We start from the raw sequence: 12725 nt of genomic DNA on the forward strand, positions 1-12725 counted from the left end.
ACAACGAAGAAGAGGCAGGAATGTTCGATCTGAGCGGGAAGAATGCATTGGTGACGGGCGCCTCGGGCGGGCTGGGCGGAGCCATCGCTGCCGCCCTGCACGCGGCCGGCGCGAACGTGGCGCTGTCGGGCACGCGCGAGGAACCGCTGCGCGCGTTGGCCGACGGGCTGGGCGATCGGGCCTTCGTGGTGCCCGCCAACCTGTCGGACCCGGAGGCCGTCGCGGCCCTGCCCAAGGCGGCGGCCCAGGCGATGGGATCGGTCGATATCCTAGTCAACAATGCCGGGATCACGCGCGACAACCTGTTGATGCGCATGTCGGACGAGGAATGGCAGCAGGTCATGCAGGTGAACCTGACCAGCGTCTTCCGGCTGAGCCGCGCGGTGCTGCGCGGGATGATGAAGGCGCGGTGGGGGCGGATCGTCAGCATCACCTCGGTTGCGGGGCAGACCGGCAATCCGGGGCAGGGCAACTATGCCGCCGCCAAGGCCGGGCTGGCCGGCATGTCGAAAAGCCTTGCCTATGAGGTGGCCAGCCGGGGCATCACCGTCAACTGCGTGGCGCCGGGCGTCATCGAGACGGCGATGACCGGCAGGTTGAACGAAGCCCAGAAAGGCAAGCTGCTGAGCCATATCCCGGCCGGGCGGATGGGTACCCCGGACGAGATCGCGGCCGCGGTGCTGTATCTGGCCAGTCGCGAGGCCGGCTACGTCACCGGCGCCACGCTGCATGTCAATGGCGGGATGGCGATGGTCTGAGCCCGCTCTGGCCGGCCTGTGCCGCGCTGCAACGCGGCGCGGAAATCCATGGAAAAGCGGTTGCATGGGGGCTCATGGGTGCTATATGCCCGCCTTTAGCAGCAGGGAAACCGCCCTGTGCTGGACCGGGCCTTTGCCTGTGTAAAACTTTGGGCGGATGCCCGCGAGAATGAGGATGTGACATGAGCGATATCGCTGATCGCGTGAAGAAGATCGTGGTCGAGCATCTGGGCGTCGAAGAGGACAAGGTGGTCGAATCCGCTTCGTTCATCGACGATCTGGGCGCCGATAGCCTCGATACCGTCGAACTGGTCATGGCTTTCGAGGAAGAATTCGGGATCGAGATCCCCGACGACGCCGCCGAGACCATCCAGACCGTCGGCGATGCGGTGAACTTCATCAAGGGTGCGGTCTGAACCGCCCGATCGCCGACACGCGGATCTTGAACGGCGTCTGTCCCCCGGGGGCGGCGCCGTTTTCCGTTGCGCGTCCGGCCTGGAGGCGTTCGCAGGCCGGCCCGGGTGCACCGCAGCGGGCGTCATGCCTGTTTTGGAACCTCCGCGCCTTGCCGATGTTGTTCAGACGAATGACCGAAAGGAGCCGATCATGGCCGTCAATCTGAAGGGGCTGAAAGACAACGCCCGCAAGACCTCGATCTCGGAACTGAATGCGCGCCTGGCCGATGCGCTGGCGCTTGGCATGGCGATCAAGCAGGCGCATTGGAATGTGAAGGGTCCGAATTTCATTGCCGTTCACGAATTGCTGGACACGGTCTATGCGAACAACCAGGAGCATGTGGACACCATGGCCGAGCGCGTGCAGATTCTGGACGGTGTTGCTGTCGGAACCGCCGAAACGGTGTCCAGGGACGCGACGCTGAAACCCTATCCGACCGACCTGACCAAGGCGCAGGACCATATCAAGGCGATCTGCGAGCGGATGCGCGACCATGGTGAAAAGCTGCGCGCCGCGATCGGCGCGACCGACGACGCGGGCGATGCCAATACAGCCGATCTGTTTACTGCCGCCTCGCGCACGGCCGACAAGGATCTGTGGTTCCTGGAAAGCCATCTGGAATAAGGCCGGCGAACGTCAGGGCGCGCGCCCGCGGGGTCGGCGCGCGTCTTGCCGTCAGCGGCCCAGCCTGGCGTGGATCTCGGCCAGATTGACCTCGCCCAGCGGCATCTTGTTGTCGGGGTCGTCGAAATCGTAGCGGAACAGCTCGAAATCGTCTTTGTAGATCTCCCAGACCAGATGGCGTGACAGGTCGTCGAAATAATCGCTGATCCTGTGCGCCCTTTTCGGGCCGTGGCCTTCGGATTCGTTGAAGCGCGGCACCTTGGCCAGATCGACCTGCACCGGCGTTTCGCAGCCATCCAGAACCTTCTGCATTCCCTCGTCGAACCGTTCGGTAAAGAAGATCCGGTCATAGCTGCCGCCATTCACGATGAAGGTCGAGATATGCGAAGACATCGCCGACCAGTGGATGTCGGGATCCATCGGGCGCCGCCAGCGGATCGTGTCGCGCGCAAACAGAAGAAAACGCCGAAAGCTGGCGATCTGGTCAAAGTCGAACCCGTCCTCGGGGCTGCCGACGGTCACTCCGTATCGCTGCATCAGCTGCGGCACCAGATTGCCGCGATAGCGTTTGCCGTTGCGCTGGATGCCCGCGATCTTGTCGAAGAACGATGACAGGATGCGGCCATAGGGATTGCGCACGCAAGTAAATGTCAGGGCACTGTGGTCGCGGACTGCCCCTGAAATGCGGTCCTGGCTATGTTCCTGAGACCACTTGGCGATGCCTTCGGTTGCATCGTGGATATCGCCGTCGAAAAATCGCCCGTGATCGGAAAAGAACATGATCTGGCCGATGCTGGAACAGGCGCATTTCGGCACCACGCGATAGACCATGCTTCCGGTCTCGGTCATCCAGACGCCGGGAAATCCCATCGCGCGACACTCCGTTTTCTGGGCGAACCGCGCGAGCCCCTGCCCGGCTCGGGCAGGCGGTGCTTGCCCGCGCGCCAGAATTCTTTAGACACAGAAAGCAAATGCCGTGGCAAGTTTCAACTTTTTCCCGTTCTTTCGAAACCTTGCAATCCCATCTTCTTGTCTGACCCATGGCCCGGATCGCTTTCATCCTTCTTGCCCACAAGGATCCCGCAGGCGTTATCGCCCAGGCCCGCCGGCTGTCGCAGACCGGCGATTACGTGGTCGTTCATTTTGACCGTCGCAGCCCCGAGGCCGATTACCGCGCCATCCGCGAGGCGCTGAAGGACGAACCGGGCATCGCCTTCCCCCGGCGCCGGCACCGGTGCGGCTGGGGCGAATGGTCGCTGGTCGCGGCCTCGCTGGAGGCCTTGCGCCTGGCCGAACACCGCTTTCCGCTGGCCACGCATTTCTACATGCTGTCGGGTGACTGCATGCCGATCAAATCGGCCCAATACACGCATGATTTCCTGGACCGGGTCGATTGCGATTATATCGAGGCGGTCGATTTCTTCGACGGTGGCTGGATCAAGACCGGGATCCGCAAGGAGCGGCTGATCTATCGCCACTGGTTCAACGAACGCAGGCACAAGCGGCTGTTCTATGCCGCGATGGCGTTGCAGCAGCGCCTGGGGTTGGAGCGGCCCGTGCCGCGCGGCATCCAGGTCATGATCGGCTCGCAATGGTGGTGTCTCAGGCGGCAGACGGTCGAAGGGGTTCTGGCGCTGCTAAAAGCCCGCCCCGATCTTGTGCGCTTCTTTCGCACGACATGGATCCCCGACGAGACGTTCTTCCAGACGCTCGTGGCCCATGTCGTGCCCCGCGACCAGCGGCGCAGCCAGTCGCCGACATTCCTGATGTTCACCGATTACGGGATGCCCGCGACCTTCTACAACGACCACTACGATCTGCTGACCCGGCAGGGCTATCTGTTTGCTCGCAAGATCAGCGCCGAGGCGATCGAGCTTCGCGACAGGCTTGGCGCGCTGTGGCGGACCGAGGGTCAGGATTTCGCCATTTCGAACGAGGGGCGGCGGCTGTTCGCCTTTCTGACCGGCAGGGGGCGCGTGGGCCGGCGCTTTGCGCCGCGCTTCTGGGAAACCGACGGATCGCTGGGGCGCAGCCATGTGATTCACCTGATCGTGGCGAAACGCTGGCACGTCGCCAAGGAACTGGCTCGCCGGATCCGAGACGCGGGGACGATTCCCGCGGTCGACTACATGTTCAACGAATTGCAGGCGAACCTGCCCGATCTGGGCGGCATCGCCTCCACCCTGTCCAAGCGTCAGCATCACCGCCGCGCCTTGCTGCGCCTGTTGTTCGAGGAGTTCGGCAGCCGCAGGCTGGTGCTGTGCATCGACCCCTCGGCGGTGTCGCTGATCAGCGATTTCGCGGGCGACCGCGCCGAGACGCGGATTCTGTTCATCGAAAGCGATCTGGACGACGACTACATGCGCGGTCACATGCAGCGCATCGGCCTGATCGGCGGCTTGACCCCGCCCGACCTTGTCGATCGTCTGCTGCCCATCGTCCGCGACGACCTGATCCACGAGGCCGAGCAGGTGCGCGACATGGGATTCGAGAGGTTTCAGGTGCTGTCGAACGACCAGGGCGCGGATGAAAACGCCGCCGCCATTGCCGGTTTCCTGGACATCGACCGGGCAGCCGGCGCCGCCCTGATCGCGCATCTGGATCTGCGCTGAGCCGGGCGGCGGGGCATTGTGAAGCGTGCCACGTCCTGACAGGATGCCGCCAGCCAGGGGCCTGCGCGCCCCGTGCCGAGAAAGGGATTGCCATGCCACGTGCCTATGACGACGACAACATCTTCGCAAGAATCCTGCGCGGCGAGATTCCGAACGATACCGTGGCCGAGAACGATCACGCCTTGGCGTTTCGCGACATCGCGCCCAAGGCACCCTCGCATGTGCTGGTGATCCCCAAGGGCAGGTATGTCAGTTTCGAGGATTTCGCGGCCCATGGCACGGAAGCCGAGATCACCGGTTTCATGCGCCTTTGCGCCGAGGTGGTGGCCATCGAGGGGCTGGGCCTGGAAGCCGGCAACCAGGGCTTTCGCGCCATCACCAATGCCGGGGCACATGGCGTGCAGGAGGTGGCGCATTTCCACCTCCATATCATGGGCGGCCGGATGATGGGACCGATGCTCAGCCTGCGGGACTGAATTTCAGCCGCGTGTCATCTCGACGAAGACATCTTCCAGATCGGGCTGTTCGCTGGCCACGTCGATGATCGGCACGCCCGCTCCGCGCAGCGCGTCCAGCAACTGATCGGCCCGGATCCGCGAGGGCGGATAGCTGATCGCCAGCCGCCCGTCTGCCCGCCATTCGGCGCTTGCGCCTTCGGGCAGGGGCGGGATCTCGATCCGTCCGCCGGCATCGATCACCAGCGTCTTGCCATCCGTGCGCGCCAGCAATTCGCGGGTGCCCTGGCGGACAATCAGTTCGCCATGGTTGATGATCGCGATCTCGTCACACATCTGCTCGGCCTCTTCCAGATAATGCGTGGTCAGGATGACGGTCATGCCGGCCTCGTTCAGGCGGCGGACATTCTGCCACAGCATTTCGCGCAGGGTGATGTCCACGCCTGCCGTGGGTTCGTCCAGGACCAGGATCTGCGGGCGGTGGACCAGCGCCTTGGCAAGCAGCAGCCGCCGGCGCATCCCGCCCGAAAGATTGCGCGCATAGGCATTGGCCTGGTCCCTCAGCCCGACGAGATCCAGCAATTCGTCTGTCCAGCGTTCGGATTTCGGCACCCCGTAAAGACCCGCCTGCACCTCCAGGCTGGCGCGGGGGCTGAAGAACGGGTCCATGTTCAGTTCCTGTGGCATGACCCCGATCGCGGCGCGGGACTGGCGCGGGTTCACATCCTGATCGAAACCCCAGATGCCGACCTTGCCGGCGCTCTTGTTGACCAGACCCGCGAGGATGTTGATCAGGGTGGACTTGCCGGCCCCGTTCGGCCCCAGCAGGCCGAAGATGCTGCCCGACGGGATGGCAAGGTCGATGCCCTTCAGCGCCTCCTTCGCGGGCGCGTTGCCTTGGGCGGCATAGGTCTTGCGCAGACCGGCGATATCGATGGCGTTGGGCATGGATCGGTCCTTGCGGTGCTTGCGAAGGCAGGCGGCGCTGCGGTAATGAGGTTAGACCAGATCATCCAAGCCGCCACAAGAAGGCCAGCCATGACCCAGCATGTGACCCCCGAGAATCCGCTGTCCACGGGACAGGAACCCGATGCGGTCCTTATGCCGGCTCCGGAAGAGGTGGTCGTGACGACCTGGAAGGTGGCCTGCGACGGCGATGATGCCGCCGGGCTTGGCCATCCCCGGGTCTGGCTGGCGATCTCGCCCGATCAGGGCTATGTCGATTGCGGCTATTGCGACCGGCGTTTCGTGATCGACCGCGACCACGCGGAGGGCGATCACTGAGGCGGGACACGTGACTGAACCAGCGTCCTCGACCGGCTTTTACCCCAATGCCGCCGCGGCGCCCGGCGCCCCTCGCGCTCTTTGCAAATACCTGCGGGGGTGAATTGGCCGCAGGCCAAGAGGGGGCCGGCGAGGCCCCCTTTGGTCGCGGGACGCAAGCGCGGCCGACTTTGCCGCACGCGTATGCGGCCGGCCGATTTCAGTCGAAGATACCCGCCACACGCCCCAGCAGCATGAAGGCCCGGGCCGAGCGGGTCTGGGCCAGAACCTCGATTTCGGCATCATCGAGCTGTGGCACCAGGCGGCTGATGGCGGTGTCGAACTGGCGCAGGAAATGATGCGCGGCGTCGCGGAAAATCTCGTCTCCGCGCAGGATCCCAGATACGATCTGCAAGGCGGACTGGTCATGGATGCCACCCAGGGACGCGGCGTTGCCGCCCCGCGCGCCTTCGGCAAATCGGCGCCAGACGGCCGGATCCGGGGGCGACGGCTGCAGGTCGTCCATATACAGATCCTGTCCGGCCAGCAGCGTCACCACATCCTGCGCCGCGCGCAGCAGCCGTGAATTGTCGTGGTCCTTCAGCGCCGTGCGCAGGGCCGCGATGGCCTCGGTATCCTCGGGTCCGTTTGGAAAATCCAGCGCCCGGATCAGCGTCCGTGGCGGGACGGAAACCGATTCGGGGGCGTCAAAGCGCAGCGCCGCCTGCCGCGTATCAGCGGGCCGAGGCGGCGGCGCCGCGGTCGTCACCGCGCCCGCGGCTCTTGTCGCCGGGCCGGTCGCGGAAACCGGTGCGGGCAGCCCGGCGGGCGCGGCAACCACGCTTGTGCCCGAAGCGATGTCGCCGGTCGCGGCCGGCCGACGCGATTGTGGCGGCGCGCCGCGTGTCGCAGCCATCTCGCGCAGCTGGGTCAGACGCTCGCGCAGGTCTTCGGCCTCGGCCCGCAGGATCGCGATCGACCGCGCCAGCGTCACGGCCATCCAGATCAGCGCCAGCGGCAGGATTGCGCCCGCCGCCGCGACCAGCCGTCCCACGCCCCCGGCCGCGCCATCGCCGCCTGGCGCCAGCACCCAGAACAAGGCAATCAGGAACAGCCACGCGACGCTCAGCGCGATGCCGAGGCGCGTCAGGGCGTCCCTCTGGGTCAGGGATGCGATTTTGGCGACCAGCGACATGGGACCTACTCGAAGCGGATCGCCACGATCTCGTAGCTGCGCACGCCGCCGGGGGTGGTGACATCGACGCTGTCGCCCTCGTCCTTGCCGATCAGCGCGCGCGCCAGCGGCGATCGCAGGTTCAGCAGGCCGCGCTCGATATCGGCCTCGGCCTCGCCGACGATCTGGTAGGTGCGCTCTTCCTCGGTATCCTCGTCGATCAGGTCCACCGTTGCGCCGAACTTGACCGAGCCGGACAGTTTCGCGGGATCGATCACTTCGGACCGCGACAGGATCGATTCCAGTTCCTTGATGCGGCCCTCGATGAAGCCCTGCTTTTCGCGGGCGGCGTGATATTCGGCGTTCTCGGACAGGTCGCCATGTTCGCGCGCCTCGGCGATCTGCCGGATGATGGCGGGCCGTTCCTTCGATTTCAGCTCTGTCAGCTCTGCTTCCAGTGACTGAAAGCCGCTGCGGGTCATCGGTATCTTGTCCATCGCTGCCCAATCCTTCGCGGGTATGCGGTTATCGCGGTCACGCTAATCGAACGCCCCCGCCATTGGGGATGGCCGGGGGCGCGTCAAATCCTGTGCGTGCCGCATCGTGAACCCAATTCCGCGCCATTTGCAAGCCCGCCTTGCGCAAGGGCGGCGGAATACGGCCTTTGCGCGTGGCGTCACGATTGCCCCTGCGGGCCTCGCGCGTTAGGTGTTCTGCCAGCCATACGCAAGGAAAGAGCGGCAGCCATGACGAATGACAGCACGGTCGAACGCGAATCGATGGAATATGACGTCGTGATCGTGGGCGCGGGCCCGGCCGGGCTGTCGGCGGCTATCCGGCTGAAGCAGATCGACCCCGAACTGCAGGTCGTCGTGCTGGAAAAGGGCAGCGAGGTGGGCGCCCATATCCTGTCGGGCGCGGTGCTGGATCCATCGGGACTGGACCGGCTGATCCCCGACTGGCGCGACAAGGGGGCACCGGTCGACACCGAGGTTACCGATGACAATTTCTACGTGCTGGGCGAGGCGGGCGGGATCCGGGTGCCGAACTGGCCGATGCCGCCGCTGATGAACAATCACGGCAACTACATCGTCAGCATGGGCAATGTCTGCCGCTGGCTGGCCCAGCAGGCCGAGGAACTGGGCGTCGAGATCTTTCCCGGCATGGCCGCCAGCGAGGTCGTCTGGGATGGAGAGCGGGTGAAGGGTGTCGTTGCCGGCGAGATGGGGTTGAACGCGGACGGCACGCCGGGCCCTCAATACGAGCCCGGGATGGAACTGCACGGCAGGTATGTCTTCATCGCCGAGGGCGTGCGCGGCAGCCTTGCCAAGCAGATCATGGGCAGGTTGAACCTGTCGGCCGGCCACGAGCCGCAGAAATACGGCCTGGGCATGAAGGAAATCTGGGAGGTTTCGCCCGAGAAGTTCAAGAAGGGCCGGGTCGTGCACACGATGGGCTGGCCGCTGGGCAGGAACGCCGGCGGCGGCAGCTTCATCTATCATTTCGAGAACAACCAGGTTCTGGTGGGCTTCGTCGTCCATCTGAACTACGAGAACCCCTATCTCTACCCCTACGCCGAGTTCCAGCGTTTCAAGCATCATCCGATGGTCGCTGAGCTGCTGGAGGGGGCCAAGCGCGTCGCCTATGGCGCGCGCGCGATCAGCGAGGGCGGCTGGCAGTCCATGCCGCAACTGTCTTTCGCGGGCGGCGTGCTGCTGGGCTGTTCGGCGGGAATGGTCAACGTGCCCCGCATCAAGGGCAATCACAACGCGATGATTTCCGGGATCGAGGCGGCCGAGGCCGCGGCCGCCGCGCTCAAGGCGGGCCGCGAGGGCGACCGGCTGGAAACCTATGACGCGGCGGTGCGCGGCGGCGCCATCGCAAGGGATCTGAAGAAGGTCCGCAACGTCAAGCCGATCTGGTCCCGCCTGGGGCTTTGGCCCAGCCTCGTGCTTGGCGGTTTCGACATGTGGGTGGCGAATCTGACCGGCCGAAACCCGCTGGGCACCTGGAAACATGGCAAGACCGATGCGCAGGCGACCGGCAAGGCCGGGGATTTCAAGCCGATCGACTATCCTCGCCCCGACGGAAAATTGTCCTTCGACCGGCTGACCAACGTGGCTTTTTCCTTTACCAATCACGAGGAAAGCCAGCCCAACCATCTCAAGCTGAAGGACCCCTCGGTCCCGATCGACGTGAACCTGCCGGACTATGCCGAACCGGCGCAGCGCTACTGCCCGGCGGGGGTCTATGAGGTGATCGAGGAAGGCGGCAAGCCACGCTTCCAGATCAACTTCCAGAACTGCGTCCATTGCAAGACCTGCGACATCAAGGATCCCTCGCAGAACATCGTCTGGACCACGCCGCAGGGCGGCGACGGGCCGAATTACCCGAATATGTGATCGTGGGCCGGGGCGCAGCGATTGCCCCGGCCGGACGCCGCGTTTAGGGTCCGCCAAACGCCTTCGTGATGAACGGGATCGACGCCGTGACCCAGACCCGCTTGAACCTTGCCCTGATCGCCGCGCTGAGCGCCGCGACCCTGCCTGCGGTTTCCGCCGTCGCGCAGGGGCGGCCCGAACCGCGCCCGGTCCAGGCCCAGACGCCTGTCGAAACCCTGCCGCAGCCGCCCGTCGATTCCCTGCCCGCGGCTGAACCGGCCCAGGCAGATGCCGCCGGGGGCCGCGCACCCGCACCTCTGACCATGGGTCTGGCAGGCCCCTATCTGGCGGCGCGGCTGGCGACGGTCGAAAATGATTTCAAGGCCGCCGCGCGCTATTATTTTCAGGCTGTGGCGCATGATCCGGGCGACAGCTATCTGCAGGACAACGCGCTTCTGGCGATGGTCTCGGCCGGCGAGATCGACCGGGCGGTGGAACTGGCCGACCGGATGCGCGGCGATGGCCAGCCGACCGAGCTCTCGGCTCTGCTTGTGCAGGCGAAGATGGTCAGGGATGGCGACTGGGCCGGCCTTGTCGAGGCGATCGCTCCGGGCGGCAAGACCGACGACGGCAATCGCCTTATGGACGGGCTGGTGCGGGCCTGGGCGCTGCTGGGCGACGGCAAGGCGCAGGACGCGCTGACCGCCTTCGAAGACCTCGCCAAGCTTCCCGGCGTCGGCCCGGTGGTGAACTACCAGCTTGCGCTGGCCCGCGCGCTTGTCGGCGACTACGAGGGCGCCGAGACGCTGCTGGCGGAACCGGCGACTGGCGGGCATTTGCCGGGAATCGTCGCGCGGGCCCAGATTCTGGCGCAACTGGAACGCCGCGACGAGGCAGTGGCGATGCTGGACGATATCCCCAATATCGAGGCCGAACCGCAATTGCTGGCCCTGCGCGACCGGCTGGCCACGGGCAAGCCGGTTCCCTTCGATGTGGTCAAGGCGCCTGCCGACGGGATCGCGCAGATTTTCCTGACCTTCGCAACCGCGCTGGCCAGCAGCCCAGAACCCGAGCCGCTGTCGCTGATCCATGCGCGGCTGGCCAGTTGGCTTGCGCCCGACAATGCCGAGGCGCGGCTGGTGACGGCACAGCTTTTGCAGGAGCGCGAGCAATTCGATCTGGCGGAACCCGAATTCGAGGCGCTGCGCCGGATGGGGCAGATGCGCCCGGTCGCGGAACTGGCCCGGATCGACGCACTGTCCCGCGCCGATCGCGAGGACGAGGCCGAAAAGGCCGCGCTGTCCTTGACCGCCGCCTATCCCGATCTGCCGCAGGGCTGGATCGCGCTTGGCGATCTTCTGCGTCAGCAGGAAAGGTTCGCCCAGGCAGTGCCGGCCTATGACAAGGCGCTGGCGCTGCTGAAGGATGGCCCTGACGAGGCACGCTGGTTCCCGCTTTACGCGCGTGGCATCGCGCTGGAACGATCGAAGCAGTTCGACCGCGCCGAGGCCGATCTGCTTGCAGCCATCGAGATCAATCCCGACCAGGCCAGCTTGCTGAATTATCTCGGCTATTCCTGGATCGACCGGAACGAGAACCTGGATCGCGGACTGGACATGATCCAGAAGGCCGCCGAATTGTCGCCGGGCGACGGATACATCCTCGATTCTCTGGCCTGGGCCTATTACCGGCTGGGCCGCTATGACGAGGCGGTCGCGCCGATGGAAGAGGCCGTGGGCTCGATGGCCTCGGACCCGCTGGTGAACGATCATCTGGGCGATATCTACTGGATGGTGGGCCGCCATCGCGAGGCCGAGATCCAGTGGCAGCGCGCGCTGTCGCTGAAACCGACCGAGACCGGAGATGTCGATCCCGACCGGATCCGCGCCAAGCTGGATCGCGGGCTGGACGCAGTGCTGCGCGACGAGGCCAGGACCGGCGAGAACGAGACCCCCGTGCCGCAGGCCGAAGCCGCCAGCCGATAGCATGATCTTCGAGGCCGCGCGGGCCAAGCTGAACCTTGCCCTGCATGTCACCGGCCGGCGCGAAGACGGCTATCACCTGCTGGATTCGCTGGTCGCCTTCGCCGATATCGGCGATCGCATCGCGCTGATGCCGGGGCCTCTGTCGCTGAAGATCGACGGTCCCTTCGCGGACGACCTGTCGGCCGGCAACAACCTGTGCCTTGACGCGGCCCGTCTGGCAGGCGGCGCGGCACAGATCACGCTGACCAAGATTCTGCCGGTCGCCTCCGGTGTCGGCGGCGGCTCGGCCGATGCGGCTGCGGTCCTGCGCGGGCTTGCCCGGATGGGCCATCCGATGCCGGCCGATCCCTGGCGGCTGGGCGCTGATGTACCGGTCTGCATCGCTTCGGTCCCTGCCCGCATGGCCGGGATCGGCGAGAAGGTGACGCCGCTGCCCGCCTTGCCGCCGGTGCCGCTGGTGCTGGTCAATCCGGGCTTTCCCGTGGCCACGCCGCAGGTCTTTTCGGCGCTGACCTGCCGCGAGAATTCCCCCTTGCCGCCCATCCCCGCCTTCGCCGACAGGGCGGCGCTGATCGGCTGGCTGCGCGGCACCCGCAACGATCTGGAAACGCCGGCCCGGACCATCGCGCCGGTGATCGGCACGGTCCTGCGGACCCTCGATGCGACCGGCGCGGCCTTCACCCGCATGTCGGGTTCCGGCGCGACCTGTTTCGGTCTTTTCGACAGCGTGGCGCGCGCGCGCGCATCCGTGGAAACGTTGAAACAGCATGGCTGGTGGGCGGTGGTCTCGGAACTGGCACCGCGGCCCGCGCCCGGATAGGATAGGGCCAGCAACAGGGGAAAGATCGACATGCTGCGTCTCGGCGTCAATATCGACCACGTCGCCACCATCCGCAATGCGCGCGGCACGCCCTGGCCTGATCCGCTGCGTGCGGCCCGAATCGCGCAAGAGGCCGGGGCCGACGGGATTACCGCCCACCTGCGCGAGGATCGCCGCCATATCAGCGACCGCGACAT

Annotated in this window: 14 protein-coding genes; 10 read left to right on the forward strand and 4 right to left on the reverse strand. The window is 65.7% G+C overall.

Going from position 1 to position 12725, the window contains the following annotated elements; genetic code table 11:
• The first annotated feature begins 20 nt into the window (after nucleotides 1–20).
• The 3 genes from fabG (at nucleotide 21) to dps (ending at nucleotide 1838) form a co-directional block, all read left to right on the forward strand.
• Nucleotides 21–758: a 3-oxoacyl-[acyl-carrier-protein] reductase gene (fabG, locus tag B4L36_RS02545; protein ID WP_292951883.1), complete on the forward strand. Its 738-nt coding sequence runs from the start codon at nucleotides 21–23 to the stop codon at nucleotides 756–758.
• Between the two features lie 182 nt (nucleotides 759–940).
• Complete coding sequence (locus B4L36_RS02550) at nucleotides 941–1174, forward strand: acyl carrier protein (RefSeq protein ID WP_292951885.1); 234 nt, start codon at nucleotides 941–943, stop codon at nucleotides 1172–1174.
• 190 nt (nucleotides 1175–1364) lie between these two features.
• Nucleotides 1365–1838, forward strand: coding sequence for a DNA starvation/stationary phase protection protein Dps (gene dps / locus B4L36_RS02555; protein ID WP_292951887.1), 474 nt, complete (start codon nucleotides 1365–1367; stop codon nucleotides 1836–1838).
• Between the two features lie 51 nt (nucleotides 1839–1889).
• Here the strand turns inward: dps and B4L36_RS02560 are convergent, their stop codons facing one another.
• A complete protein-coding gene (locus tag B4L36_RS02560; RefSeq protein ID WP_292951889.1) occupies nucleotides 1890–2708 on the reverse strand; it encodes a sulfotransferase family protein in 819 nt (272 codons plus the stop codon).
• A 170-nt stretch (nucleotides 2709–2878) separates the two neighbouring features.
• Here B4L36_RS02560 and B4L36_RS02565 point away from each other — a divergent pair, with 170 nt between their 5' ends.
• Both B4L36_RS02565 and B4L36_RS02570 read left to right on the forward strand, forming a co-directional pair.
• On the forward strand, nucleotides 2879–4450 hold the full coding sequence (locus B4L36_RS02565) for a DUF5928 domain-containing protein (protein WP_292951891.1): 1572 nt from the start codon (nucleotides 2879–2881) through the stop codon (nucleotides 4448–4450).
• Nucleotides 4451–4542: 92 nt separating this feature from the next.
• Nucleotides 4543–4926: an HIT domain-containing protein gene (locus B4L36_RS02570; protein ID WP_292951892.1), complete on the forward strand. Its 384-nt coding sequence runs from the start codon at nucleotides 4543–4545 to the stop codon at nucleotides 4924–4926.
• A gap of 3 nt (nucleotides 4927–4929) precedes the next feature.
• Here B4L36_RS02570 and B4L36_RS02575 read toward each other — a convergent pair whose 3' ends face one another.
• Complete coding sequence (locus tag B4L36_RS02575; RefSeq protein ID WP_292951894.1) at nucleotides 4930–5853, reverse strand: ABC transporter ATP-binding protein; 924 nt, start codon at nucleotides 5851–5853, stop codon at nucleotides 4930–4932.
• A gap of 153 nt (nucleotides 5854–6006) precedes the next feature.
• Here B4L36_RS02575 and B4L36_RS02580 point away from each other — a divergent pair, with 153 nt between their 5' ends.
• On the forward strand, nucleotides 6007–6189 hold the full coding sequence (locus B4L36_RS02580) for a zinc-finger domain-containing protein (RefSeq protein ID WP_292951912.1): 183 nt from the start codon (nucleotides 6007–6009) through the stop codon (nucleotides 6187–6189).
• Nucleotides 6190–6388: 199 nt separating this feature from the next.
• Here B4L36_RS02580 and B4L36_RS02585 read toward each other — a convergent pair whose 3' ends face one another.
• Together B4L36_RS02585 and greA are read right to left on the reverse strand one after the other, a co-directional pair.
• On the reverse strand, nucleotides 6389–7363 hold the full coding sequence (locus B4L36_RS02585; RefSeq protein ID WP_292951896.1) for a hypothetical protein: 975 nt from the start codon (nucleotides 7361–7363) through the stop codon (nucleotides 6389–6391).
• Nucleotides 7364–7368: 5 nt separating this feature from the next.
• Entirely contained in the window at nucleotides 7369–7839 is a 471-nt protein-coding gene (gene greA, locus B4L36_RS02590; RefSeq protein WP_292951898.1) for a transcription elongation factor GreA, read from the reverse strand.
• Nucleotides 7840–8088: 249 nt separating this feature from the next.
• Here greA and B4L36_RS02595 point away from each other — a divergent pair, with 249 nt between their 5' ends.
• From B4L36_RS02595 to B4L36_RS02610, 4 genes are all read left to right on the forward strand, one after another.
• On the forward strand, nucleotides 8089–9744 hold the full coding sequence (locus B4L36_RS02595; protein ID WP_292951900.1) for an electron transfer flavoprotein-ubiquinone oxidoreductase: 1656 nt from the start codon (nucleotides 8089–8091) through the stop codon (nucleotides 9742–9744).
• Nucleotides 9745–9812: 68 nt separating this feature from the next.
• Nucleotides 9813–11708 carry a tetratricopeptide repeat protein gene (locus B4L36_RS02600; RefSeq protein WP_292951902.1) on the forward strand — a complete coding sequence of 632 codons (1896 nt, stop codon included), beginning with the start codon at nucleotides 9813–9815 and terminating at the stop codon, nucleotides 11706–11708.
• Between the two features lies 1 nt (nucleotide 11709).
• Complete coding sequence (locus B4L36_RS02605) at nucleotides 11710–12528, forward strand: 4-(cytidine 5'-diphospho)-2-C-methyl-D-erythritol kinase (RefSeq protein ID WP_292951904.1); 819 nt, start codon at nucleotides 11710–11712, stop codon at nucleotides 12526–12528.
• A 30-nt stretch (nucleotides 12529–12558) separates the two neighbouring features.
• Nucleotides 12559–12725 (forward strand): pyridoxine 5'-phosphate synthase (locus B4L36_RS02610; RefSeq protein WP_292951914.1); only part of this gene is annotated, 167 nt, incomplete at its 3' end.

Origin of the sequence: Paracoccus sp. UBA889, assembly GCA_002294185.1 — a bacterium.
Classification (GTDB): domain Bacteria; phylum Pseudomonadota; class Alphaproteobacteria; order Rhodobacterales; family Rhodobacteraceae; genus Paracoccus.